Origin of the sequence: Rheinheimera pacifica, assembly GCF_900108485.1 — a bacterium.
Classification (GTDB): Bacteria; Pseudomonadota; Gammaproteobacteria; order Enterobacterales; family Alteromonadaceae; genus Alishewanella; species Alishewanella pacifica.
The window spans coordinates 323,341-349,244 of record NZ_FNXF01000001.1 but is presented as its reverse complement, the minus strand read 5'-3'; the positions used below and the strand labels follow the sequence as shown (position 1 = coordinate 349,244).

19 protein-coding genes are annotated in these 25,904 nt (G+C 49.4%); 2 read left to right on the top strand and 17 right to left on the bottom strand.

Annotation, left to right across the window (positions count from 1 at the left end; all coding sequences use genetic code 11):
• Positions 1-64: 64 nt before the first annotated feature.
• The 14 genes from BLW68_RS01530 to BLW68_RS01460 form a co-directional block, all read right to left on the bottom strand.
• Positions 65-3,022, bottom strand: a complete 2,958-nt coding sequence (locus BLW68_RS01530) for a TonB-dependent receptor (protein WP_092789451.1) — start codon at positions 3,020-3,022, stop codon at positions 65-67.
• A 71-nt stretch (positions 3,023-3,093) separates the two neighbouring features.
• Positions 3,094-5,175, bottom strand: a complete 2,082-nt coding sequence (locus tag BLW68_RS01525) for a glycoside hydrolase family 16 protein (RefSeq protein WP_245728250.1) — start codon at positions 5,173-5,175, stop codon at positions 3,094-3,096.
• A 360-nt stretch (positions 5,176-5,535) separates the two neighbouring features.
• On the bottom strand, positions 5,536-6,261 hold the full coding sequence (phoU, locus tag BLW68_RS01515; protein WP_092789445.1) for a phosphate signaling complex protein PhoU: 726 nt from the start codon (positions 6,259-6,261) through the stop codon (positions 5,536-5,538).
• 48 nt (positions 6,262-6,309) lie between these two features.
• Complete coding sequence (pstB, locus tag BLW68_RS01510) at positions 6,310-7,095, bottom strand: phosphate ABC transporter ATP-binding protein PstB (RefSeq protein WP_177172125.1); 786 nt, start codon at positions 7,093-7,095, stop codon at positions 6,310-6,312.
• 68 nt (positions 7,096-7,163) lie between these two features.
• A complete protein-coding gene (gene pstA, locus BLW68_RS01505; protein ID WP_092789443.1) occupies positions 7,164-8,531 on the bottom strand; it encodes a phosphate ABC transporter permease PstA in 1,368 nt (455 codons plus the stop codon).
• Between the two features lie 6 nt (positions 8,532-8,537).
• Complete coding sequence (gene pstC, locus BLW68_RS01500) at positions 8,538-9,935, bottom strand: phosphate ABC transporter permease subunit PstC (RefSeq protein ID WP_092789441.1); 1,398 nt, start codon at positions 9,933-9,935, stop codon at positions 8,538-8,540.
• Between the two features lie 132 nt (positions 9,936-10,067).
• Positions 10,068-11,099, bottom strand: coding sequence for a substrate-binding domain-containing protein (locus BLW68_RS01495; RefSeq protein ID WP_092789439.1), 1,032 nt, complete (start codon positions 11,097-11,099; stop codon positions 10,068-10,070).
• Between the two features lie 117 nt (positions 11,100-11,216).
• Entirely contained in the window at positions 11,217-12,248 is a 1,032-nt protein-coding gene (locus tag BLW68_RS01490) for a substrate-binding domain-containing protein (RefSeq protein ID WP_092789437.1), read from the bottom strand.
• A 61-nt stretch (positions 12,249-12,309) separates the two neighbouring features.
• Entirely contained in the window at positions 12,310-12,954 is a 645-nt protein-coding gene (locus BLW68_RS01485; RefSeq protein WP_177172124.1) for a GGDEF domain-containing protein, read from the bottom strand.
• Positions 12,955-13,234: 280 nt separating this feature from the next.
• Positions 13,235-16,330, bottom strand: coding sequence for a S8 family serine peptidase (locus BLW68_RS21530; protein ID WP_092789896.1), 3,096 nt, complete (start codon positions 16,328-16,330; stop codon positions 13,235-13,237).
• 338 nt (positions 16,331-16,668) lie between these two features.
• Entirely contained in the window at positions 16,669-17,163 is a 495-nt protein-coding gene (locus tag BLW68_RS01475) for a PEP-CTERM sorting domain-containing protein (protein WP_092789433.1), read from the bottom strand.
• Between the two features lie 220 nt (positions 17,164-17,383).
• A complete protein-coding gene (gene tdh / locus BLW68_RS01470; protein ID WP_068228161.1) occupies positions 17,384-18,409 on the bottom strand; it encodes an L-threonine 3-dehydrogenase in 1,026 nt (341 codons plus the stop codon).
• A gap of 15 nt (positions 18,410-18,424) precedes the next feature.
• Entirely contained in the window at positions 18,425-19,621 is a 1,197-nt protein-coding gene (locus tag BLW68_RS01465; RefSeq protein ID WP_092789431.1) for a glycine C-acetyltransferase, read from the bottom strand.
• 154 nt (positions 19,622-19,775) lie between these two features.
• Positions 19,776-20,423, bottom strand: coding sequence for a TetR/AcrR family transcriptional regulator (locus BLW68_RS01460; RefSeq protein WP_092789429.1), 648 nt, complete (start codon positions 20,421-20,423; stop codon positions 19,776-19,778).
• Between the two features lie 118 nt (positions 20,424-20,541).
• Between BLW68_RS01460 and coaD the strand changes: the two genes are divergently transcribed.
• Together coaD and BLW68_RS01450 are read left to right on the top strand one after the other, a co-directional pair.
• Positions 20,542-21,024, top strand: a complete 483-nt coding sequence (gene coaD / locus BLW68_RS01455) for a pantetheine-phosphate adenylyltransferase (RefSeq protein ID WP_092789427.1) — start codon at positions 20,542-20,544, stop codon at positions 21,022-21,024.
• A complete protein-coding gene (locus tag BLW68_RS01450) occupies positions 21,021-22,418 on the top strand; it encodes a capsule assembly Wzi family protein (RefSeq protein ID WP_092789425.1) in 1,398 nt (465 codons plus the stop codon). Before coaD ends, BLW68_RS01450 begins: the two co-directional genes overlap by 4 nt.
• 18 nt (positions 22,419-22,436) lie before the next feature.
• Here the strand turns inward: BLW68_RS01450 and nagP are convergent, their stop codons facing one another.
• Genes nagP through nagB-II form a run of 3 tightly spaced genes read right to left on the bottom strand, consistent with a single transcriptional unit; the run spans position 22,437 to position 25,902 of the window.
• On the bottom strand, positions 22,437-23,735 hold the full coding sequence (gene nagP, locus BLW68_RS01445; RefSeq protein WP_218141273.1) for an N-acetylglucosamine MFS transporter NagP: 1,299 nt from the start codon (positions 23,733-23,735) through the stop codon (positions 22,437-22,439).
• 26 nt (positions 23,736-23,761) lie between these two features.
• Positions 23,762-24,880 carry an N-acetylglucosamine-6-phosphate deacetylase gene (nagA, locus tag BLW68_RS01440; protein ID WP_092789423.1) on the bottom strand — a complete coding sequence of 373 codons (1,119 nt, stop codon included), beginning with the start codon at positions 24,878-24,880 and terminating at the stop codon, positions 23,762-23,764.
• A 23-nt stretch (positions 24,881-24,903) separates the two neighbouring features.
• The gene (nagB-II, locus tag BLW68_RS01435; protein ID WP_092789420.1) at positions 24,904-25,902 is read right to left on the bottom strand and encodes a glucosamine-6-phosphate deaminase NagB-II; all 999 of its coding nucleotides are present in this window, start codon (positions 25,900-25,902) and stop codon (positions 24,904-24,906) included.
• Positions 25,903-25,904: the final 2 nt, after the last annotated feature.

Sequence of the window (25,904 nt, the reverse complement as noted above, 5' to 3'; positions counted from 1 at the left end):
ATGACAGAAAAAACAAAGCCCCATTTTAACGGGGCCTTGTTACACTTAAGTGGTTGTGCTGATGTTATTTAAAGGTGTAACGCACTCCAACCGCATAACGCGGGCCATACTGGCGGGCAAACAGAAATTGCTCTTCATAACGGCCATAACCTTGTTCGGTTTCATTATTCAGGTTTATACCTTCAAAAAACACGGTCAGGTTGTCGTTAATATCGTAATTGACGCTTAAATCCCACTGGCCAAAGGTTTTGGCAAATTGCGGCGGAGCGTCTGACGAGCCCTGCGACTGGCCGACACCAATCAGGTAGCTGTCACGCCAGGCATAAGTGACTTTTACCGATAAACCATGGTTTTCATAAAACGCCTGAAAGTTAGCCGAGTCGCTCAGGCCGTTTAACGGCGCTTGTACTTCAAGGCTGGTCACATCAAACTTGACATCACCATCCACAAAGGTGGCATTAGCCCCTACACCAAAGCCGCTGCTGCCAAATAAATGCTGCACTGCCAGTTCAAAGCCATCTACTGATTTTTTCTCACTATTAAATGGCCGGGTAATGCGCCAGGTGATCAGCGGGTCGTCTGCAGTTGGCACTATAGTGGCGTTATTCGCCCCTGTACCGTGGCCATTTACCAGCATTTGCTGATAAATATCGCCAATATCGGGGTTAGCGTCGCCACCAGCAATCAGTTGCTGTTGCGCTGTCAGATAGCGTGGGCCAAGATAAATATCGTGCAAGCCTTCAAACTGCATATCCACACTGTCGTTGGCAATAAAGTTTTTTACATCCTTCTTAAAATAGCCAATAGCTGCATAGCTGCCTTCTGCGTAATAATATTCCACGCTCAGGTCAAGGTTGGTTGACTCAAAAGGTTGCAGGTTGGTATTACCCTCACCGCCGGTGCGCGAGCCAATTTTAGGGCTGCCACTTAAACTACGGCCGCCTGCCAGCAAGCCCAGCGGCGCTCTGGCAATGGTTTTGCCCCAGGAGAAGCGCGCAACAACGTCATCGGTCAGATCTACCCTGAAATCAAACATCGGCAGCAACACATCATGTTTGCCGGTTTGGTCCAAAAAGGTATCTTCACCGGCCTCGTTCTGCATAATCCATTCCGATGCACTGGACCAGACAACCTGCAACGGTACCGGCTGGCGTACCGTGCTTAACACATCGGTTTCTTCATAACGCACACCAATATTCAGCTGCACCGGAAAACTGGCAACATCAAACTGCCAGTCTGATTGCAGGTAAAGGCTGGTGGTTTTTTCTTCTACGTAGCTTTCGCTGTCAATGCCATCAAAATAAGCATCCGGCACGTATACGTCATCGCCCATTACCGCTTCGGTCAGAAACGCCCGCTGGCGGGCCACTGCTTCATCGAAGCTGTAGGTGTAATAATAGGGCGATGCCATATTTAAGCCGCCACCGCTAAACTGATCAAGAAAGCCTGCAGTGCTGTTGCGCACAAACATACTGTCCGGGAAGATGGCAGTAAAACTGGGGTTAAAGCCTGCGCCACCGCGCAATCCGCTCCAGGCAGTATAGCCTCCCATAGTTTGCTTGGTGTAAGCCGCGCCGGTTTTAATGCTGACTAATGGAATTTTAAATACAGAATTATACCAGGTGCCGTCCAGCCGCAACTGCTTGATGGCTGATTCGCCCGGCGAATGGGTAAACTGGCTGAAGTTAGAGTCCATCTCTGCCGGTGTTAATTCGTTGGTACCGTTACGCCATAAAATGGAAGCTTGCGGAATATCACCGGTGCGGTAATCGTACACTTTAGTGGTCAGCTGGTCCGAGCCGATAATAACCTGGCCCGAGTTACCGCTGCCTTTATCTGCGCCATTATCTGTTTTGTTATCTGAGTCGTGATAATCCAGGCTCAGGTGAAAATCTTCACTGATAGTCCAGTCCAGATTAAGGCCGACAGAGCGTGCCAGCACCTCTGTACTGCCTTTACTGGCGGTGAAGGAGCCGTCGTTGCCACTGATATCGGCATATACGGCAGTACCATTTTTGTCCAGCTCATAGGCCCTGATATTACCGCCAAACTCGTTCCAAATACCCCAGCCTATGGTTTCTACCCCGGTAATGGCCTGAGATGCGGTGTAATCTAAGGTTGCGACAAAATTATTAACCGGGGCAAATTGCAAGGTGATCTGGCCATTGCTGCGCTCACGTTGCACATCATCAATGCCATAGTTCATATCTTTGGGGAAAAATGCCGGCCCTATTCTGTTGCCATCGCTATCTTGCGGCCGGGCGTCAACCACATTAGCGGCATCCAGCGTTGGCAGGGTATTTTGTACCTGCCAGCCCTGAATATTGGCATACTGGCGCTGAAAATCACGCTGCTGATGCGATACCGATATGGCCACACCAAATTTTTCATCCGCAAAGGTATTGCTGTACAGTGCGGCCAGCTCAGGCGTAATGTCATCGCCTTTTTCATTGGATGAGTCATAAATACCTTTGGCAGAAAAACTGTAACGCTGCCCCGGGCTGCTAAGCGGCTTGGCAGTAAGAATATTGACGGTAGCACCCAGGCCTCCACTGGGGTTTTCTGCCCGGGCAGTTTTTTGCACCTCCAGAGCGCTAACGCCTTCTGATGCCAGGTTTTCCAGGCTGTAAGAACGGGTGTAGCCAGTGCCCGGCATCTGGCGGCCATTTAAGGTAACTAAGTTAAACTCCGGCCCAAAGCCACGTACAGTGATCTGGCTGCCTTCACCATTGGCCCGGCTTACTGTTACGCCAGTAATCCGCTGCAGCGACTCAGCCAGGTTGGTGTCAGGAAATTTCCCCATTTCCTCAGCCGATATCGCATCTACCACACCACTGGCACCACGTTTTACGTCCATAGAGCGGATTAAACTGCCGCGGATACCACTGACTTGTATCACTTCAATTTCTGGCCCGGCGTTGTTGTTAACTACATCTTGCGCCTGCAATGGCGCGCTGCCTGTGGCAATGACCAGTGAAATAGCCACGGCCAGACGGCTTTTTGCAAAAATATTGTTATTCATAACGGCCCTACTGATTTTAATTTGTTATTAATGGCCGGGCCTGTTACCCGGCGCTTCGTTTTTTGTCAGCGTTACAGCTGCTTAATGATAACGTTATCCAGGCGATACACCGCACCTTCGCCCTGCCCCCAGGCCGGGAATACCATCAGCACATCAATAGCAGAAACATCGAAACCAGTGGCGGCTATATCTGCCAGATTAAAGGTATAGGTTTGCCATTGTCCGGTTACCGGCGCAGCCTGTTCCACGCTGTCAGCCAGATTCAGCTCTACCGCGCCATCGCCGCTGCCATTGGCTTCAAGTTTAAACAGCCAGGCAGCTGCGGCATTCGTCGGGGCGCTTACCACTTTCATTTCAAACTGCACCACACCGCCGTTCGTTAATAAACTGGCATCAAACACCTCACCGCTGCCCCCATTCTCTGTGCGGTTGCTAAAGCCCATTACGGTTGGCGTGGCACCAATACTAAACTGCGCTACCGTGCCGTGCTCTGCATCATCCATTACTTCTGTTGGTACCGAACCACCACAACAGTCCCATAACGGCCAGTCTGGGTTGGCTTCATCGGCAAATAACACCAGCTCAGGGTAATCCAGCGTAATTTCAACGTTGTCCAGCCGGTATACTGCGCCTTCGCCCTGCCCCCAGGCCGGGAATATCATCACTACATCAATGGCGGCAACATCTAACCCGGCATCAGCCAGCATCTGCAGCGGAAAAGTATAGGTTTGCCATTGTCCGGTTACCGGGGCTGCTGCTTCGGTACTTGCTGTAAGCTCAAGTTCTACCGCCGAGTTAGCACCAACACTTTCTACTTTAAATATCCATGGTGCGCTGCTGTTACCCGGCGCCGAGGTAACCTGCATATCAAAGCGGATATAGCCGATTTCTGTAATACCGGAAGCATCAAATGGTGAGGCAACACCAGGTAGAGAAATAAATTCTGCCCGGCTGGTAAAACCATTTACCGTAGGCGCAGCTCCAACGCTGAACTCATATACATCACCGCGCTGTGCATCTGCTACCAGTGCCGGCGTAGTGCCGCCGCAGCAGTCCCAGGCAGCCCAGTTCGGGTTAGGCGTACCGTCAAAAATAGTCAGGCTTTGCACAATGCCTGAAGCATTAGTCGGAATTGGAGCCAAACCGGCAACCAGCGCATCGTCCGGGCTGTCATAACCGCCACGCACTGTGTCACAGCCTTTGCCTGTTACAGGGTTGGTTGAACATTCATAAACACGGATATAATCGACCTTAAAACGCTGGCCATCAGCAAAGGCACTGGCATCAATCCCCAGGTTATTAACGTTCTCCGGCCAGTTACCGCCTACGGCTAAATTGAGGATCAGATAAAATTTCTGGTCAAAAGGTGCGGCATCCCAGTGCGTTTCAAGCTCGCCGGTGGCGATGTTAAAATACTCGGCAAACCAGCCACGATGCGCCAACCCGACAGCATCGCCGTTGGCGTTATAACGCACTTTTGACTGGCGTTGGGTGGCATACAGATAACCATCAACATACCAGCGAATTTCACCTTCCTGCCATTCAATGGCGTAGGTATGAAAATCGTCTGCCGGATTAACACCATTAGGTAACTGATACGATTTACCTGAGTACACGTTATTCGGCCACTCACGGCCATAATGCAAGGTGCCGTGCACATTGGCTTCTGCTACGCCATCTTCACCCACTACTTTAAGGTTTACCGCTTCGAGAATGTCAATTTCGCCTGATTTGGGCCAGCCGCCGTAGACGCTGTCGGTGGGCATCATCCAAAACGCCGGCCAACTGCCCTGACCAAACGGCAGCTGAGCACGCATTTCAATACGGCCATATTTAAAATCAGCTTTATTGCGGGTAACCAACCGGGCTGAGGTATAAGGTTTTTCGGCGCCTTCTGCTGCCGGTAACGCCACAATATTTAGCATACCATTGGCAACATAGGCGTTGTCGCTGCTGTCGGTGTAACATTGTTTTTCGTTATTGCCGCCGCCAGTACAGTTCACTTCGTGCGTCCACTTAGTGCTATCTATACTGCTGCTATCAAATTCGTCACTCCAGACCAGCTGCCAGTCGGTTACCGGCTGTGTTACGTCAACATTATCAAAGTCTGAGTGCGTTTCGGCCCCACCGCCGCACCCCGATAAAGTTGACATAAGCAAGCCCGCGCCAACTAGCGCAGCCAAATTTGCTGATTTTTTCATGCTATCCTTCCCCGTGTTATCAGTTTTTAATGATGGTTTTTAATTGAGTATTTTTTACCACCAATGTAAGCGCTTTCATAACTTATGACACAATACTGAAAACGTCAATGTGACCCAGCGCATTTTTTGCACAAAAAAAACACAGCGTGTTACAAAGAAAGAAAATTATGATTTAAAAACAACATGTTATGTTATGCTGAGCCATAATAAAGAAAACGCCAGCACAATGGCTGGCGTTTTAAACAAGGGGTATGGCTATAGTTACATTTATAGTGTGGCCGATAACAAAAACTATTTACTCCACAGTCTTAACTAATCGCGTTTTTTCTCAACGATTTGTTGCAGCTCATCATCGTTCAGATGCGCTACATTGCGGCCTTTGCTCAGGAAAATAGCATGCTGGCAAATATTACGGCTATGATCGCCAACCCGCTCCAGTGCTTTGGCCACGTTGGAAATCTGCAAACTCACACTGATCTGTTGTGAGTCATGCATCATGGCGCTAAGACTCTGCTGCATAATACGGCTGTAGTCGTCGTCAATCGCTTTGTCTTCACGCAGCACATTTAGCGCTTTATCAGCATCAATTTGCTGAAACGCCAGCAAAGCATGCTGCAACATCAGTTGCACTTTTGCACTCATGCCATTGAGCTCAGCCAGTTGCTCTGCACTTGGCCGGCTTCCCTGTTCATCTTTAAGCAGGGTTTTGGCAATACGCTTGGCCTGATCGCCAATACGTTCCACATCGTTAATACTTTTGAGTACCGACAATACCAGGCGTAGATCTGTCGCTGCAGGTTGACGGCGCGCCAGAATATCCAGGCAATGCTCATCGATATCCACTTCAAAGCTATTTACCTGACGGTCGCCTTTTTTAACCTGTTTTGCCAGTACAACATCCGCGGTAGTAAAAGCAGCCATGCTATCGCGCAATTGTTGCAATACCAACCCGCCCATATCTACCAGACGGTCTACTGCCTGTTGTAGTTCTTCATCATAGGCCTGTGAGTAATGGCCACCGATCTTGTTATTTGGCATAACGCCAGTCTCCTGTCAGAAATAGCAATAAAGGGTTAACAAGCCAGATTAACCATAACGGCCGGTAATATAGTCTTCCGTACGCTTATTTTGCGGGTTGGTAAACAGCTCATTCGTCGGCCCCATCTCAACCAGCTCACCCAGATGGAAAAACGCCGTTTTATCAGATACCCGCGCTGCCTGCTGCATATTATGCGTCACCATGACAATGGTGAAATTCTGCTTCAGCTCGTCAATCAGCTCTTCAATAATAGAGGTTGCAATAGGATCAAGCGCTGAACAGGGTTCATCCATCAGGATCACTTCCGGGCTAACCGCTATGGTACGGGCAATACATAAACGCTGCTGCTGGCCGCCAGACAATCCCGTACCGGGCTGATCCAGACGATCCTTTACTTCGTTCCATAAACCGGCGCGGCGCAGGCTTGATTCAACAATATCATCCAGATCGGCTTTGCGCTCTGCCAGGCCGTGTAATCTCGGGCCATAGGCAATGTTTTCATAAATTGATTTTGGAAACGGGTTTGGCTTTTGAAACACCATACCTACCTGCGCCCGCAGCTGCACTACGTCCAGCGCCGGGTCGTGAATATTCAGGCCTGCCATTTCAATTAAACCGGTAACCCGACAATGCTCTATGGTGTCGTTCATACGGTTAAAACAGCGCAAAAAGGTGGATTTACCACAGCCAGACGGGCCGATAAAGGCGACAACTTCGTTCTGGGCAATGTCCATACTAATACCTTTTACAGCCTCAGCCTGACCATAAAACACCTTAACGTCACGCGCGATGATTTTAAGGTTAGTTGCATTGTCCTGCGCTACATTGCTCATAGTAAGTTCCGCTGCTGTTAAATCAGGTTTTGTGAGTAAAGCGTTGTTATTCATCATATTCATAGCTATTACCAGCGTTTTTCGTATTTTTTACGCAGCCAGATCGCCAGTGCGTTTAATGAAATCATCAGTGCCAGCAATACAATAATGGCGGCTGAGGTTCTTGCTTCAAAGAAGTTACGTAATTCATTACCCTGCCACAGGAAAATCTGCACCGGCAAAGCCGTAGACTGATCAAACGGCGAGCCTGGCACGGCGGCAACAAAGGATTTCATCCCTATCAGTAACAACGGTGCGGCCTCACCCAGTGCTTGTGCCACCCCCAGGATAGCGCCGGTTAAAATGCCCGGTATCGCCAGCGGCAACACATGGTGAAAAATAGCCTGCATTTTTGACGCACCAAGCCCAAGTGCAGCCTGGCGGATCGAGGGTGGTATAGCCTTTAGCGTAGAACGGGTGGCAATTATAACCGTGGGTAATGTCATCAGCGACAGTACCAAACCGCCCACAATAGGCGCCGACATGGGCAGATTAAACCAGCCAATAAACACCGAAGCACCAAGCAAACCAAATACGATAGAAGGCACTGCCGCCAGGTTGTTGATATTTACTTCAACAAAATCGGTGAAACGGTTCTTCGGGGCAAATTCTTCCAGGTAAATTGCTGCGGCAACCCCCATAGGCACCGCCAGGATAATAACCACCAGCATCATATACAACGAGCCCATAAAGGCACCGGCTAAACCCGCCGATGCCAGCGAGCTACGTGAATCTGCATTCATAAACAGCGCAAAACTAAAGCGGTTTTGTATCAGGCCTTGCTCTGACAATTGCTGCACCCATTCGCGCATTTTCGGGCTTAATTGCTGCATAGTATCAGGTAAGCTGCGGTCAATATTACCCTTTAGCCAAACATCAATATTAGCGTCGGTCAGTAAGTGTAAAGTGCGGGTCTGGCCAATAATGCTGGTATCCTGCACCACCATATCGCGCAGCGCAAAACGCTCACCAGATGTCACTAAACGTTGCAGATCGCGCCGGTGCTGTGTGGCATCAGGCAATACTTTTTCCAGGCTGTCGGTGATTAGGCGGTTGAAATTGATAAAGCCCACTTCAGTTTGCCATTCAATATCGCGCTGACGAAAGGCGTTGTCGCTTTCGTTTGCAGCTTGCACCGGTTTTTCGCTGATCTTAACCACTTGCGGGTCAAAATAAATATCCAGCGTAATGGCCGATTGCCAGAATGCCGGCAAACCTTTGGAGAAAATATTAACAAACAAAATCAACACCAAAGCCAGACTAGCGAGCACGGCGGCCAGGCCAAAGCCTTTAAATACGCGCTCTTTACGGTGCCGCCGGCCAAGTGAGGCTGTCACTTTTTGTTGTACTGTGCCAGCTGTTATTACCGGCTTGATAAGAGGTTCTGCTACTTTCATACTCAGTTACTCGTATTGTTCACGGTATTTACGGACGATAACCAGAGCCATCACATTCAGCAGCAGCGTGATAACAAACAAGGTTAAACCCAGGGCAAAAGCCACCAGTGATTGCGGGCTGGCAAAATCGTTGTCGCCGGTTAACTGGTTAACTATGGTTACGGTAACTGTCGACACCGCTTCAAACGGGTTGGCAGTCAGCGCCGGGCTATTACCTGCCGCTAATACCACGATCATGGTTTCACCGATAGCACGGCTGGCGGCCAGCAACACCGCCCCGACAATGCCAGGCAATGCCGCAGGCAACACTACTTTAAGAATGGTTTCTGATTTAGTCGCCCCCAGCCCCAACGAACCATCGCGCATGGTTTTTGGCACCTGAGTAATAATGTCGTCTGTCAGCGATGAGATAAACGGAATAATCATAATCCCCATTACCACACCGGCAGTAAGCGCCGAAGTCGCGCGGATCGTCAGCCCCAGCATAGCGCCAAAATCGGTTAGAAAGGGCCCCACTGTAACCAATGCGAAAAAGCCGTACACTATGGTTGGAATACCGGCCAGCACTTCAATAACAGGCTTGGCAGTGGCGCGGAATTTCGCCGGTGCATACTCAGATAAATAAATCGCTACCATCAAACCAAGCGGTATAGCAACCACCAGCGCAATAAACGCTACCAGCATAGTACCCGACAACAATGGCAACAGACCGAAGCTACCCTGACTGCCGGTAAGTGAGCCTTCGCCAACCCCGGTAGTGGAAAAACGTGGGTTCCAGGTAGTACCGAAGAAGAAGTCTGATGGTTTAATAAAACTGAAAAACTTCATCGTTTCGCCTACCATCGATAACACTATACCAACAGTAGTCAGCACGGCGACGGTAGAACACAGCACCAGTAATACTTTTACTACCCGCTCTACCTGATGGCGGGCGCGCAGTTGTGGTTGAATTTTGTAGAAGCTAATCACCAACCCTGCCGACGCCAATGTCGCCATGAGCGCGGTTAGCAACATGGTACTGCTATGTTGCAACTGCTTCATATATTCAGCGGCAACCAGTTCCCAGTCGGCCGCATCGGCAACGATGCCAAAATTAGCAGCCAGGTTACTGATCCGGCGCATCACAATGCGCATTCCATTGCCATCCAAAGTGGCGAATTCAGCAGGTAAGCTGGCTTGCACCATGGTGTTTATGACACCCGGAGCAAACCAGGCCCATATTAACAATACAAAAAAAGCCGGTAATACAGCCCACAGCCCAACCATCATGCCGTAGTGTTGTGGCCTTGAGTGCATGCGCACACCGGGGTTTATCGTCGCGACCTTGCGACTGCGCACCATACCAACCTGATAAGCAATTGCCATCAGTGCCAGTAACAGTACGATCAACGAAATATTACTCATGGTTGCTCCAATTAAGCGTCTGATTGAGCATGACGAACCAGTGGCACAAGTGTAATTGCAAATAATTGCAGTTTTATGACAACAAGAAAAAGAGCTGGCAAGCCAGCTCTTTTTAACTACACCACAGTAATATTACAGGGTTTTCTTCGCGCGGATGTTTTTCAGGATCTCAGCACGCTCAGCATCAGCCAGCGGGATAAGACCAGCAGCTTCTAACGGGCTGCCAAAGCCTGAAGCCGCTTCAGACACAAAGTATTCAGCAAACTGCTGTAAGCCTGGAACTACCCCAATGTGCTCGCCTTTAACATAGAAAAACAGCGGGCGTGATACTGGGTATTCACCGGCAATGATGCTGTCCAGTGTAGGCACAACACCTGATACTGTTGCTACTTTGATACGGTCACGGTTGGCTTCGTAGAAACTTAAACCAAACACACCAACAGCATCTTTTTGTGCTTGCAGACGCGCCAGAGTCTCAGTGTAGTCACCAGCAATTTCTACTACGCTACCGTCGGTACGCATCGCCAGACAGAACTTACCGGCGTCATCTTTTGATAACGCTTTTACTTCAGCAAACGTTTGGCAACCTGGTACTACAACCTTTTCTTCGTAAACTTCGCGGGTACCATGGTTAGAACCAGGAATAGCTAATAAGATAGCCTGATCTGGTAAAGACTTATCAATTTGTGACCAGCGGGTATAAGGGTTTGCTACCATTTTACCGTTCTGTGGTACCTGAGCAGCCTGCGCTAAAAAGACGTGTTTAGGCTCCAGTTTGAAGTCACCTGCATCAATGCGCGAAGCAAACACAATACCGTCGTAACCAATTTTCACTTCAACGATCTGATTTACACCGTTCGCTTTACAGGCTTCAACTTCTGCCGGGCGAATAGCGCGTGATGAGTTAGCAATATCAATAGTGCTGGTACCAACGCCCTGGCAGAACTGGCGTAAACCACCTGAAGAACCGCCTGAACCTACTACCGGCGTTTTAAACTGAGCAAAATTGTTACCGAACTCTTCAGCAGCAACAGAAGAAAAAGGTAATACGGTTGACGAACCTGCCACCTGGATAGTGTCACGGCCGCTTGTTTGCGCAACAGTGCTGAAGCTCAGTGCTACTGCACTTGCCAGAACCAGTTTGGTTAAGTTATTCAATGTCATGATGATGTCCTCGTTAAGTATAAGTATTGGATTACTTTGACGAGGTGCAGTGTGCTTGATGATTATTGCAGCAATATGACAAACAATATTTTTTGCATTGTTTATCTATTGCCCGTATTAAAGCGATTGTTGCGTAATAATTCGCTGCAGCATTTTCTGGCGCTGCTCTGGCATCAGCGGAATTAAACCGGCGTCTTGCAGCGGGCTGTCTTCGCCGGACACCGCATCGCTTGTCAGATAACGGCTAAACTCTAGCAGCCCGGGAGTTAGCCCGACATGTGCCAACTTGACATAAAAATATAGCGGCCGGGTTAGTGGATACTCACCGGCTAAAATAGTTTCCGTAGTGGGCAGCACACCGGAAATAGCCGCCACTTTAATGCGATCGCGGTTAGCCTGATAAAAGCTGACACCAAACACCCCAACAGCGTCATGCTGAGCGTCTAGCCGGGCCAGAGTTTCGGTGTAATCTCCGGCAATTTCAATTACTCTGCCGTCTTTGCGTATTGCACTACAAAAACCGGGCTGGGCCTGAGGTTCAAGTTGTTGCACTGCTGGCATTGTCAGACAGCCCGGTAATATAATATCTTCTTCATAAATTTCGCGCGTACCATGATTTGTGCCAGGAATTGCCAATACAATTTGTTGTTCAGGCAAGCTAGTGTCGATATCAGACCAACGCTTATAAGGGTTAGCAATCATCCCCTTTGCCGACGGCACCTGAGCAGCCTGCGCCAGAAAAATTTGTACAGGGGTAAGATTAAAGGCTGCCGCGTCGATACGCGAAGCAAACACAATAGCGTCGTAACCCAGCGTAATTTCAAGAATTTGCTCTACCCCATTGGCTTTACAGGCTGCCAGCTCGGCCGGGCGCATAGGCCTGGATGTATTGGCAATATCAATAGTGTGGCTGCCCACACCCTGACAAAACTGCCGTAAGCCACCTGCTGAACCACCCGAGCCTACAACAGGTACCCGAAACTGAGCAAAACTGTAGCCAAACTCTTCTGCAGCGATAGAGACAAAGGGCAACATAGTTGAAGAGCCAGCAATTTGAATAGTGTCACGAAAGCGGGTTTGTGCCTTAACCTGAACACTGATTATTGCTGTAACCAATATGGTTGCCAGCAACAAACGACAACACAACATAACACAACATCCTTTATTAAGCAGATTGCCAGTATAACCGGCAATTTAGTATTTGCAGTTACTATTGCTGCACGGCACAGCGATTACGGCCCTGATGCTTGGCCTGATATAACGCCTGATCAGCCCTTAATAACAGCTTATCCAGATCGTCGCGCTCCGGCAGGTACATGGCAATACCAATGCTGCAACTAAGTTGCAGCACTGTGTTGTCGGTAAGAGTAAAGTGATGTTGTGAGACTGTCATACGGATCCGCTCGGCTGACAAAATAGCGGTTTGCAAATCAATTTCCGGCAATACCAGAATAAACTCTTCACCACCGTAGCGCCCGAGCAAATCGGTGTCACGGATACTCTGTTGACATAGCACGGCAAAATCACGCAACACTTTGTCACCGGCTGCATGACCATATTGGTCATTAATTTGTTTAAAGTGATCGATGTCCAGCATTAGCACGGCCAGATCTTTCTGGTAGCGCTTAGCCCGACGCAGTTCACTCAGGGCCTGCAGCATAACGGCGCGCCGGTTTAATAAACCGGTAAGCAGATCCGTACTTGCCAGTTGCAACAGCTCTTTATTACGCTCGATCAGCTGTTGTTCGGTTTGCGCATGGCGGGCTATTTCGGCTCGCAAGGCAGCAGCCATGCGACGAAATCTGAGGGTAACAAAACTGAGTAATGCGATAACCAGCAACAACAATAACAACATAACAATCTGCTTGTAATCAACGGGGCCTGATGCTTCAGTACGGGGTACTGTATCGGCACTCGCATAAATACTTACTAAGGCAGCCATTAGTAGCAGTAAGTTAAGCCACAATAGTTGCCGCGGTTGACTACGTCTAGCTGTCAGCACAACAAGCTCCCAGCCGTTCCCGGGCGTTATAAGTCGCTTATTCAGTATAGGCCAGCTTATTAAGCCGTACAGCGGCAATTTTAGTTAAAAAAAAGCCCGGTATTGCAACCGGGCCCCTTTAATTACTACATAATCAGTTTGCTGTTACTTCCAGCAGTGTTGTTGCCTGTTCAAGGCCATCAGCACCTTTAAACGACACCACACCCAGATATGGGAATGGGCTGGCAGTCAGGTTAGACGTTTGTAACGTAACCTGGTTAGCACGCCCTTCAATCGCCCTGGTGCTGGCAGCTACTCTGGTATTGCCTGCATCGGTACCCACTATCCATAATGGCATAGTGTAGTTAACCGTAGCCTGACCTAACAGATCGTAAGCATGCACAAATACCAGATAGAAGTTACCGGCAGCGCCATTAGCCGCAGGTGCAGGATCCAGTAATGTTACTTGCTCATTACCGCCACCACTGGCTGAAGATCCTACAGCGGTGCAAGACGACGCAATACAACGGTATACGTACATATCTAAATCAGCCCCTGGCACACTGGCCAAGGCCTCATACAAGCTGAAACGTAATACTCGGGTACCAGCTGGCACTTCAAATGTATGTAAACCTAAACCTGGCTCATTAAAACTGAAATTACTATCAGGATCCTGCGGAATGGTGCGGCTGGAACCTGCAGGTGCAGTCAGGCCAACAATACTGGCACTGGTATTGCCAGTGTAATTCATTGTCACCGGGAAATTAATCCGGCCAGCTTTAGCGACTACCGACGCAGTAATATTTGCTGGTGCTTCAATCAGTTTCGGTGGAACCACTCTGACCGCGATCGGGCTGCGTACGCTGTGCACACCGTCAGACCAGGTAATAGCACCAAACACCCATTGCCCGATAACAGCGCTTTGGTTTGGTTTAAAGGTTAAGCCATACGCAGCTTTACCATTGGCAGGCACTGACATGTTATTGCCCCCCACTACAGTAACATCAACACCGGCAGGTGCTTCAATTGTTGCAGTGTAAACCGAGGCTGAACCACTTACATCGGTTACTTCACGGTATAAAGTTTCTGTACCAGACAGCTCGCCAATTGCCAGAGATGGCAGGTTCAGCTGACTTGGGTCAGTGTTGTAATTCGCCGCTTCAAACGCATCACAAGAGAAACCACTCGCGCTCAGAACAAAGGCACGATTACCCACACCACACAGGAAAGCAAAGTAATCCAGGTTACTGATGTCGTAAGTTAAACCTGGGTTAGTTGCTTTGTTTGGTACCGCATGGCCAGCACCAAAATCAAACGGATCGGCAGGTGTTACACCATTTTGTTTGGTTAAATTCTGCCGTGCAGTAGTCATCAGCGCAGATTTAATCATTGCTGGTGTCCAGCTTGGGTTATTTTCTTTTATCAGCGCAGCCATACCAGCAATATGCGGGCTTGACATAGAGGTGCCCTGCAAATAGGTAAAACTGTTGCCATGCGCAGCTAACATCGGCTGCGATGACGCGCCAGCCAGGATTTTAACGCCCGGTGCAGTAATATCAGGTTTGATAACATCAGACGTTGCTAAGTTAGGCCCACGTGACGAAAAGTCTGCCACCAGGTTGCCTATTTCGGGCACGTCGGTAACAAACACTGACGGACTCATGGTAACAGTGACGGTGCCACCAGCGGTTACCTCAGTATTAAAAGCGTTGCCAGCACTGAGCGTAGTCATAACTGCAGGGATATTTACACTGCCTGTGCCACCCATAACAATAGGAGAACCCGCGACGTTATTATATACGATAACACCTGCAGCACCGGCAGCCTGAGCGTTACCCAGCTTAATGGTAAAGTCACAGCTACCGCGCTGTATCAATGCAAATTTGCCAGTGATGTTTGCTGTATTAGTCAGTGCCGTACAGCCGTCCAGTGGAGCCGCTACTACTACATCTGCGGTAACAGCGCCGGTTTCTTTTAATGGCCTGGAAGTACCGCCTTCAACGGCAATATAAGTACCCTGCAATGGGCCTGCCAGTACCTCAATACCGTTGGCAATACTGGTACCAGTATAAGTAGATGCCGCAACCGTGGTTACCCACGGTGCCGGAGTACCAATAGTACCTGCACCCGGGCCATCGTTACCGGCCGACACGGCAACAAATACGCCAGCCTGAGTAGCACGCAACTTGGCTGCCACAGCTAAGGTGGTTAAATCGGTTAAACTACCGCCGATAGAATAGTTAATAACGTCAACACCATCAGCTACGGCCTGATCAATAGCGGCCATGGTATCGCCATAGAAACAGCCGCGCTCCCTCACACCAGTTGGGCTAACATAGGTACTGTTCCAGCAGGCTTTATACATAGCAATACGTGCGCGCGGCGCGATACCTGATACTGTCGCAACAGGAGTACCATTAAATACTGCGGTTACACCTTCATTACCACCAGCGGTTGATGCAACGTGAGTACCATGGTTATCGGCATCACGTGGCGATACAAACTCACCCGGCTGTAACTGATACACGCTTTCAAAAGAGTTTTTATAGTAGCGAGCGCCAATCAGTTTATTGCTACAGCTAAAATTAGCATCTTCACCTACATCACATGTGCCAGTCCACCCTGCCAGCGGGCCGTATGAGCCATCATCAGCAAAACTCGGGTGCTCTGGCCAAATACCGCTGTCAACAATACCAATAACAATATCTTCGCCTTTCACACCTAACGTGTGTAAACCTTCTGGTGTGCCTGTCAGTTCCAGAAACGCTGGTGTATTTGAAGTGGTCAGTTGCTGAGCTTCATCACGCCATACGCCAATAACATTTGGCAAACTGCGCATTGCTTCAGCTTGTGCTGACGTCATTTTGGCAGAGAAGCCATTGAAAGTGTGGGTGTAAGAATAAATAACCTCAACGCCACCGGTTTGTGCCGCCAGTTGTTGGTGAAAGGCTTTTAAGCTGTTGGTATAGCTTTGCATACGGGCTGAGCCGGCATTATAGCGGTTCAATGCCTGAGTTACTGATTGCCTGGCCGGTAATAGTTCGCCAAGTTCTTCTGCTCTTTCTACGCCACTTTTACCTTTAACCTGCACAATATAAGGTGCAGCTTCTGTGTCCTCACCAGCTAGCTGACGCAGCTGGCTTGGATCAATGGTCACTTCATACTGGTTTGCCAGTGCATTGGCGTGGACCGCGCCAACCGCTACCGCAACTGCTAATGCAGTTCTGGACATAATTCTGTTAAATCGCATGTAATATCTCCGTTTATTTTTATTACCCATCACAGCAGTGAACACAAGCAGCAAGGTTTTGTTAAACCAGCGCTGTACATTTATCACGGCAGCTGACGATATTTATTCGAGCACTATTTTTAACCTGGATTCTTTCAACCTGGTTTGCTTTATCTCTGCCAACAACACGCCTTAACGCAAAAGCAGCCTGGCAGACATGTATAAAAAGCAGACACTTAAATATGGGTTACAAACACAAGCATGGTAGCCATGCTGTCCCTTACAGCAGAGACAACATGTGTGAACAAGCTACCATAGTTGTTAACCACAAATAATATCACTGATAAAAAAGCTGACACTTAACCTTGGCGGCGGCGCAGTAACAAACCACCAACAGCAGCCAACATCAAAAACAAAGTTGCTGGTTCAGACACTAAAGTAACGTTACTTAAGTAGAAAGGACCGGCATCAAGGAATTGACCATCAGTGCTGAAAATATCCATGAAACCTTCACCCAAAGCGCTGTCCCAGAAGCCCTGGAAAGCAAAAGAGTTGGAGATATCATTTACGTCGAAGTTTAAGAAGGTAAAACCCGCAGCCAGATTTAACGGGTTATATTCTGCCAGAAACAGGAAGCTCTCACCGATGGTAAAACCGAACAGCTCAAATGTTTCCCACTGAAGTACATGACCGAACTCGTCAATGTTATCCAGATCAACAGATAACACACCAAAGCTGGTGCCATCTTCAAACAGGAATTCTTGTGTCATGATAGGTGCGGCCTGCACGGTCTTTGGCAATGCAAGACTGCTCAGTACCAAAGCTGATAGAGCAAACAATATAGACTTCAACATGGATATACCTCTGAATTTTGTTATTGGTTGTAGTAAATGCAATAGCTTGCAACGGTACAATGCATAAACCAATCCAACTCATAAAAATCAATTAAATCAGAACTTTAATTAAAATAAATTTAAAGATACATTTGTAACTTTATGTTACTGGCAAAAAAACAGACATAAAAAAAGCGAACCTCAGTTCGCTTTTGTGTTGCGGTTAGCTCATTTCACTCTATTAAGACCAGTTCAGTACCACTTTACCGGATTGGCCAGAGCACATAATGTCGAAGCCTTCCTGGAAACGCTCCATCGGCAACTCGTGTGTTACCATTGGCGTTAAATCCAGCCCCGATTGAATTAAGCTGGCCATCTTATACCAGGTTTCAAACATCTCACGGCCGTATATGCCTTTGATCACCAGGCCTTTAAAAATCACCTTATTCCAGTCCACTGCCATATCGGAAGGCGGAATACCCAGCATGGCAATTTTGCCGCCGTGGTTCATCGTATCCAGCATGGCGCGAAACGCTGCCGGCACACCAGACATTTCCAGGCCCACATCAAAGCCTTCAGTCATGCCCAGCTCTTTCATCACGTCTTTTAAATTTTGCTTGCTAACATCCACCGCGCGGGTGGCGCCCATTTTCAGCGCCAGCTCCAGCCGGTATGGGTTTACATCGGTAATCACCACATGGCGGGCACCAACATGGCGCGCCACTGCGGCAGCCATAATACCGATGGGGCCGGCACCGGTGATCAGTACATCTTCACCCACTAAATCGAATGATAAGGCGGTATGTACAGCATTACCGAACGGGTCGAAAATAGCGGCGATGTTATCCGGAATATTATCTGCCAGTTTAAAGGCGTTATAGGCCGGAATAACCAGATACTCAGCAAAAGAGCCGGCACGGTTTACACCAACACCAATAGTATTGCGGCACAAATGCACCCTACCAGCTCGGCAGTTACGGCAGTAGCCGCAGGTGATATGGCCTTCGCCGGAGACGCGATCACCAATGTTGAAGCCGCGTACCTCCGAGCCCATGCCTTCTATTACGCCCACGTATTCGTGACCTACCACCATGCCGTGTGGAATGGTGTTTTGCGCCCACTCATCCCACTTATAGATATGTACATCGGTACCACAAATAGCGGTTTTTTTAATGCGGATTAACACATCATTCGGGCCCACCTCTGGCTTGTCGACTTCGGTTTGCCAGATGCCAGGTTCTGCTTTTAACTTTGCTAATGCTTTCATTTTCACGCCCCGCCCTTATGCGATCACGCCCATGTCTTTACCAATGCGGATAAAGGCAGCAATCGCCTTATCCAGTTGCTCTGTTGTATGTGCTGCTGAAATTTGTGTGCGGATCCGCGCCTGGCCTTTTGGCACCACCGGGAAAGAGAAACCCACCACGTAAATGCCTTCGGCCAGCATACGTTTGGCCATTTCTGCCGCTACCTTGGCATCGCCCAACATTACCGGAATAATAGCGTGGTCTTTACCAGCCAGCGTAAAGCCGGCAGCAGACATTTTTTCACGGAAGTAATTGGCGTTATCCCACAGCTTAGCCCGCAGCTCATCGCCCTGTGCCAGCATATCCAGCACCTTGATAGAGGCGGTGACAATAGACGGCGCCAGCGAGTTAGAGAACAAATATGGCCGTGAACGCTGCCGCAGCCATTCAATTACTTCTTTTTTGCCCGAAGTATAACCACCGGACGCACCGCCAAGGGCTTTACCCAGGGTACCGGTAATAATATCAACGCGGTTCATCACATCACAGTACTCATGGGTGCCGCGGCCATTTTTACCAACAAAACCTACCGCATGGCTGTCATCTACCATGACCATGGCGCCGTATTTGTCGGCCAGATCGCAAACTGATTTCAGATCAGCGATGACGCCATCCATCGAGAACACACCGTCGGTGGCAATCAGCTTAAAGCGCGCGCCGTCGGCATCGGCTTGTTTTAACTGCGCTTCGAGTTCCTGCATATTGTTATTGGCATAGCGGTAACGTTTGGCTTTACACAAACGCACACCGTCAATAATAGAGGCATGGTTGAGTGCATCAGATATTACCGCATCTTCAGCGCCTAAAATGGTTTCAAACAAGCCGCCGTTAGCATCAAAGCAGGAGGAATACAAAATGGTGTCTTCGGTGCCTAAAAACGCACTGATATTTTGCTCCAGCGTTTTATGAATATCCTGGGTGCCGCAGATAAAGCGCACAGACGCTACACCAAAGCCATGGCTGGCTAAACCCTGTTGTGCAGCGGCGATTAAATCCGGGTGATTGGCCAGGCCTAAATAGTTGTTAGCGCAAAAATTCAGTACCTGTTGGCCACCAACGGTAACGTCGGCACTTTGTTGAGACGTAATAATACGTTCTGCTTTGTACAAACCTTCTGCTTTCACATCGTCTATTTGTTGTTGTAGATGTTGCAGAAAAGCGCCATTGCGCATAAAGCCTCCTGTTGCGGGGGGTAAGAGAACAGAAAAAACGGCGCCATTGTAAAGCTTATAGCGCTGTCCTGCAGCGCTTTTAACTTATCCAAAGCGCTGCTCAGACCTGCTGATGTAAAGTTTAAACTACATAAACATCAGTATTTAAAAAGTATTACCGGGCCAGAGCTTCGTAGTGCTGCTGCAAACGGGCGATACGTGGCCGGGCTTGCTCGGTGGCATAAGGCTTAAATAACAGCAATACCTTAAGCACTCCCTGATATACGCTGGCCTGATCAATAGCTTGATCCGGTGCCTGGGTTTTCAGATAGCTGATCCAGAATGTCACCAATAATTTTATGCTGTGCGCCAGATCAGTAATGTCGTCATCGTCAATCTGGATCACAGCCGATTGCTTCAGCGCTTTTAGCACGGCAATAACGCGCGCCAGCACGCCTTGCTGCACTTGCAGGTAGTCTTGTTGCAAGGCGGGATCGCGCGATAAAATATCCGGCAAATTGGCATAGAAGAAATGAAAGCGCCACATCAGCTCAAACACCGCGTCCAGATAACAGGCCAGTGCGTCTAAGGCTTCAGCCTTATCCGATGGCGGCTTGATACGGGTTTCCAGCAATTTGGCATACTCTTTAAAAATCTGCCGGACGATGTCTTCTTTATTACGAAAATGGTAATACAGATTACCCGGGCTAATGCCCAGGTGGGCAGCAATATGATTGGTAGTGACCTGACGCTCACCGACCTGATTAAACAGCTCTATGCTGGCTTGCAGAATTTTATCTTTAGTTCTTAACTTCTTTTCCATCTGCGAAACAGGCTTATTGTTAGCTAAATTAATTTGCTATAGTAACGCCAAATTGACTAAAAACTCTAGTCGCAGGACAGCCACTGCTGTACCCTCGCCAAGGAAAGCTTACAACCCAATGAAAATAAAAGCTATTTACCCAGGCACCTTTGACCCACTTACCAATGGACATGCCGATTTAGTACAGCGGGCGGCCCGTATATTTGATCAGGTAATAGTGGCAGTAGCGGCTAACCCCAGTAAACAGCCGCTATTTAGTCTGGATGAACGGGTAGCTCTGGCACAACAGGCCTTTACCGGCATCAGTAATGTCAGTGTTATTGGCTTCTCGGGCTTACTGGCTAAATTTGCTGCAGATCAATCAGCACAAGTGCTGATCCGCGGTGTGCGTGCTGTCGCCGATTTTGAGTATGAGTTTCAGCTGGCCAGTATGAACCGCCAGTTAAACCCGGCGCTGGACAGTATTTTTATGACGCCGTCAGAAAAAAATACCTTTATCTCCTCTACGCTGGTAAAAGAAGTATGCCGCCATGGCGGCGATGTTTCCAGTTTCGTGCCCTGCCATGTTGAACAGGCGTTAAAAGCTAAATTTAAATTATGACCTTCAAACCCTCTTTATTGACTGTATTGCTGTTTGCCGTGCCAGCTGCGGCTGCGCCCTGGGTAGATACCACAGACAACTATTTGCGCCAGTCACTGCAAACACTGTCTCATGCCGGTGTAATTACCGGCCCGGTAAATACCTACCCGCTAATGTGGAAAAACATTGTTGCCGATTTAGCAGCGGCGCAGGAGCAACCCACAGAAGAGCTGCGCTTTGCGCTGGCCCATGTGCGTTCAGCCTTAAATGCGAACCAGCATAACTATATTGCCGGTATTAAACTTAAAGCCAGCTCAGATCCGTCTTTGTACCAAAGCTTTGGCGAAACTTATTTTGATAAAGCTAGTGTCAGCGTATTTAAAGAATATCTTGGCGATAACTGGGCAGCAAAAACTCAGGTGAACTACCGCAAACTGGAAGATGGCAGTAACGAGCAGGAGCTGACGTATGACGGCAGCTATATGGCCGTTATTGCCGGAAACTGGGTGCTGGCATTAGATCAACAGCCACTATGGTGGGGGCCGGGCCAGCAAACCTCGCTGCTGGTAACCAATAATGCCCGCCCGATCCCGTCATTGCGCTTAAGCCGCCACAGCTGGCAAAAAAGTGATGCTATGTTATTTAGCTGGTTAGGCCCGTGGAGTTTTACTACCTTTATTGGCCAGGGTGAGCACAGCAGCATACCGCAGCAGATTAAACATTTTGGTGCCCGTTTCAGCGCCCGGCCCTTGCCGCAACTGGAACTTGGCTTGTCGCGGGTAAGCCAGTGGGGCGGCGATACACTGGATAACGGCCTGGATGCTTTCGGTGATATGTTGTTATTAAATGATGATGACAACGCCGATAATCTGGCCGCAGTGGATCTGACTTTTCATACCAATCTGTTTAACCGCCCGTTTAGCTTTTATACTGAGCTGGCAGACGATAACGGTGGCCGCAAGTTAGGCAAACCCATGCAACTTTATGGCGTGCGTACTTTCTTTGGCAGTGAAAGCGCTGTGCATACACTGAATTTAGAATGGTCAGACACCTATATTCGCTGTGAAGAGCAAATGGTGGCCGGTGATTGTGCCTACGAAGGCGACATTTATCCGCAAGGCTATCGCCGCTATGGCCGGGTGATCGGCAGCGGTTATGGCGCTGATGCCAGAGTGTTGTCCGCAGGTTACCGCTACCAGACATTTGACGGGTACAGCTGGGCGGTTAGTGTGTTGCGTGGTGAGTTTCTTGCCGCCAGCTCCGAGCTGAAAAACTGGCAGTTAAGGCTGGAATACCGCCAACCGCTGTTTAACGGCTTGCTAAGTATTGAAGGCCGGGCGTTCGATAAATCGCCACAGCCAGAACTGCGCGTTAAGCGCGGCAGCCTGGCAGCAACCTGGGAATACCGCTTTTAAGCTATCATCGGGCTGGCTCTAGCGCCAGCTGGTTAATTTGTGGCCTTTAAGCGCATAAAACAGAATAAACAGGTAACAGGGCAGCATAACAATATAAGCGCCCTGTTGCCCCAGCGCGCTGCTGCTGGCCAACCCCCAGAACAGTGGGCCAAAAGCGCCACCGGCAATGCCCATAATCAGCAACGCCGAGCCGATGCTGGTAAGTGAACCCAAACCAGATAACGCCAAAGGCCATACTGCCGGCCAGACAATAGCATTAGCTAGCCCCAATACTGCAATAAGCAGCAAGGTGTCCGGTAACGCTGTACCACCAAAAGGCACCAACAGCGTATTGGCAATAACATAGGAGGACGTATCACCCAACACTATTGCCAGCGTAAGCGCTACGCCCAACACTGCCGATACCGCCAGCGCCGCCTGCTGCGACAGCACTCTTGGGATCAGCACTATTCCCAGAATATAGCCCAGTACCATACAACCCATGGTATAGGACGTCATTACGGTATAACGCTCCACCCCCAGCGATAACGCAAACAGGCCTATGGTGTCACCGGCGATCACTTCCACAGCAACATAAACAAATAGCGCCAGCACACCCAGTGCCAGGCTGGGCCTTGCCAATGCGGCTTTTATCTGGCCGGCTTTGTTACCTTCCGCGCTTTCTTTTTCCAGCTCCGGTAACGGTGAAAACTTCACCGCCAGGGCCAGCAAGCCTAAAAAGGCGGCAAGCCCAAGATAAGGCAACACTAAACTTGCCGCCATAGCGTCAATTTGTTCTGCACTGAGTTCAGTGCCAACTGGCGCAACAAAGCTGCTGGCGATAAGAGCAGTAAACACAATAGGCGCTACTACCCCGGCTGTTTTATTCAAAATACCCATAATGCTGATACGCACAGCAGCAGTTTCTTCCGGGCCAATTTTAACCACATAAGGGTTTACTGCGGTTTGCAACAAGGTCTGGCCGGTACCAATAACCAGCTGCGCCAACAAAAATAACGCAAAGGTCTGGGTTTGAGCTGCCGGAATATACAGCAGGCCGGCCAGCATCATGGTAGCCATCCCCAGCGCCATACCATTTTTATAACCTACTTTGCGGATAAGCCAGGCAGAGGGCAAGGCGGTAAAGGTTACGGCGATATAAAATGAAAACAACACCAGCGATGCCTGAAACGGTGTGAGTAATAACATCTGCTTCAGATAAGGCATTAACGAGCCATTAAGCCAGGTAGCAAACCCCAGTACAAAGAACAGCATCGCCACTATGATCATTGGCAATATGCTGCTGCGCTTTTTTGCCTGCTCAGCTGTCATTTCCATATTTGTTCCCCGCTTTTATTATTATGCTATTCGGCAGCAAATACCGGCTTACCGTTAATCCAGTTAGCCTGCACCTGCCAGTTATTATTCAGTAATACTAAATCTGCCTGCGCCCCGGCCACTATCCGGCCTTTGTTGTGCTGTGCCAAAAACTGCGCCGGATACAATGACGCCATGCGTAGGGCTTCTGCAGCACTAACATCAAGCTGTTCCACGGCATACTGCACGGCAGCGGCCATATCCAGTACCGAGCCTGCCAGCGCACCAGCTTCATTGGTCAGTTTGTTGCCATCGCGGATCACTTTGCCGTCAAAAAAAGCAAATTCGCTATCTGAAGTGCCAACCGGTGACATGGCATCGGTGACGATCATCAGTTTGCCCTTCGGTTTGGCGGCCAGCGCCACTTTGGCAGCCACCGGGTGCATATGATAGCCGTCAAAAATGACGCCGCACCAGCTGTTGGCATCTGCCAGCGCTACCCCCACCATACCCGGCTCACGCGAGGTCAGCGGCGACATGGCATTATAAAGATGGGTAAAACCTGTAGCCCCTGCTGCCAATGCTGCTTGCACGGTAGCAGCGTCGGCATTGGAATGGCCAAGACAAACAATCACATTCAGCGCGACCAACTGCTGTATTTGCTGCGGGCTGATATTTTCCGGCGCTACTGTTACCAGCTTAATGCCCAGATCAGTACGGCCATATATTGCCAGTTCGGCCTCGCTTAATTGCCGGATATGCTGCTGCGGATGCACGCCTTTTTTCGGCACCGATAAATGCGGCCCTTCAAAATGCACGCCAATAATCCCGGGCTCGGCATCGGCAATAGCGCCGCCAATAGTATCGGCTGCCTGCTGCATAACACTCACGCTGTCGGTAATTACCGTGGGCAGCATAGCCGTGGTACCAAAACGGGCATGTGCCTGCAGCATAGTGCGCAAGGTCTGCCGGCTGGGGGCGGTATTAAATAAAGCCCCGCCGCCACCGTTAACCTGAACATCAATAAAGCCAGGCACCAGTAACCCCGGCTGTACAGCGCCTGTTGCCGGTGTTACTGCCTGAATAATGCCGTCTTTAATTACGACACTGACATTATCAAACCACTTTTCGCCGTCAAACAGGCGGCTGACACTTAACTGCTGCATGTACTTATTACCCTTAGGTTGGGTTATACCGTTTTGGTTACTTTATTCAGGCCCGGCGGTGCGTCGGGGTTAATGCCTCTGCTGCGCGCCACCACTTCAACATCCAGATAAAAGCGCTGTAATACCAGTAAGGGCAACACCCGCGCATCGGCGTTTACACCTCGGTGATGCAGCTGCACTATGGCAGCTCCCCGGCTGCGCACATCTTCTATCTGGCTGCGGTGCGCACTTAAACTCTCATCTTCTATAGTGACATCAACAATAGCAAACTGATTTTTTACCAGTGTCACCGGGCCATGTAAAAACTCAGCACTGGAGAAAGCTTCGGCATGAATCCCGCAAACTTCCTTTAGCTTTAGCGCAATTTCACGCGAAATGGCATAGCCCAGGCCACGGCCTAATACCACCAGATGCGCCACATTCTGTAACGCCTGTGCTGTTAACTGCTGTGGTAATTCGATAGCTGCCTGCAAACTTTGCGGCAATTGCTGCACGGCTTGTTGCAGTGCAGTGTTACCCGACCATACCGACACCAGCTGTAAAATAGCACTTAAGGTAGCCAGGTAGCTTTTGGTTGCGGCCACGGCTTTTTCGGCGCCGACATGCAGCGGCAAGGTGTAATGCGCCAGTTCAGCCAGCGGCGAGGTGGTATCGTTTACCAATGCCACCACCATAGCGCCGCTGCGTTTGGCCATATCAACCTGGGCCAGAATGTCCGGGCTGCGGCCCGATTGTGAAATAACCAGCACCAGCGCGTCGGCCAGCTGCAACGATTTGTTGTACACACTGGCTATCGATGGCGCGGCCGCCGCTACTGGCAGGCCGACTTCTATTTCAATTAAATATTTGGCAAACACCCCGGCATGATCAGAAGATCCACGGCCCACCATATAAACAAATTTGGGCGCGCGCTGGCGGATGTGTTCTACCACCTGCTGCACGATAGCGGCGTTGGCTGCCAGTTGCTCGGCAATACGTTGTGGCGCTTCTGTGGCTTCCAGAGCCATAATACTGTTGCTCATTT

Excerpts from the sequence above, each read along its gene's own strand:
- BLW68_RS01495 (WP_092789439.1), bottom strand. The coding sequence starts at position 11,099 with ATGACATTGAATAACTTAACCAAACTGGTTCTGGCAAGTGCAGTAGCA.
- nagA (WP_092789423.1), bottom strand. The coding sequence starts at position 24,880 with ATGCAGCAGTTAAGTGTCAGCCGCCTGTTTGACGGCGAAAAGTGGTTT.
- BLW68_RS01465 (WP_092789431.1), bottom strand. The coding sequence starts at position 19,621 with ATGCGCAATGGCGCTTTTCTGCAACATCTACAACAACAAATAGACGAT.
- pstA (WP_092789443.1), bottom strand. The coding sequence starts at position 8,531 with ATGAAAGTAGCAGAACCTCTTATCAAGCCGGTAATAACAGCTGGCACA.
- BLW68_RS21530 (WP_092789896.1), bottom strand. The coding sequence starts at position 16,330 with ATGCGATTTAACAGAATTATGTCCAGAACTGCATTAGCAGTTGCGGTA.
- BLW68_RS01485 (WP_177172124.1), bottom strand. The coding sequence starts at position 12,954 with ATGTTGTTATTGTTGTTGCTGGTTATCGCATTACTCAGTTTTGTTACC.
- BLW68_RS01460 (WP_092789429.1), bottom strand. The coding sequence starts at position 20,423 with ATGGAAAAGAAGTTAAGAACTAAAGATAAAATTCTGCAAGCCAGCATA.
- tdh (WP_068228161.1), bottom strand. The coding sequence starts at position 18,409 with ATGAAAGCATTAGCAAAGTTAAAAGCAGAACCTGGCATCTGGCAAACC.
- pstB (WP_177172125.1), bottom strand. The coding sequence starts at position 7,095 with ATGAGCAATGTAGCGCAGGACAATGCAACTAACCTTAAAATCATCGCG.
- coaD (WP_092789427.1), top strand. The coding sequence starts at position 20,542 with ATGAAAATAAAAGCTATTTACCCAGGCACCTTTGACCCACTTACCAAT.
- BLW68_RS01450 (WP_092789425.1), top strand. The coding sequence starts at position 21,021 with ATGACCTTCAAACCCTCTTTATTGACTGTATTGCTGTTTGCCGTGCCA.
- nagP (WP_218141273.1), bottom strand. The coding sequence starts at position 23,735 with ATGGAAATGACAGCTGAGCAGGCAAAAAAGCGCAGCAGCATATTGCCA.
- phoU (WP_092789445.1), bottom strand. The coding sequence starts at position 6,261 with ATGCCAAATAACAAGATCGGTGGCCATTACTCACAGGCCTATGATGAA.
- BLW68_RS01525 (WP_245728250.1), bottom strand. The coding sequence starts at position 5,175 with ATGTCAACTTTATCGGGGTGCGGCGGTGGGGCCGAAACGCACTCAGAC.
- pstC (WP_092789441.1), bottom strand. The coding sequence starts at position 9,935 with ATGAGTAATATTTCGTTGATCGTACTGTTACTGGCACTGATGGCAATT.
- BLW68_RS01475 (WP_092789433.1), bottom strand. The coding sequence starts at position 17,163 with ATGTTGAAGTCTATATTGTTTGCTCTATCAGCTTTGGTACTGAGCAGT.
- BLW68_RS01530 (WP_092789451.1), bottom strand. The coding sequence starts at position 3,022 with ATGAATAACAATATTTTTGCAAAAAGCCGTCTGGCCGTGGCTATTTCA.
- BLW68_RS01490 (WP_092789437.1), bottom strand. The coding sequence starts at position 12,248 with ATGTTGTGTTGTCGTTTGTTGCTGGCAACCATATTGGTTACAGCAATA.
- nagB-II (WP_092789420.1), bottom strand. The coding sequence starts at position 25,902 with ATGAGCAACAGTATTATGGCTCTGGAAGCCACAGAAGCGCCACAACGT.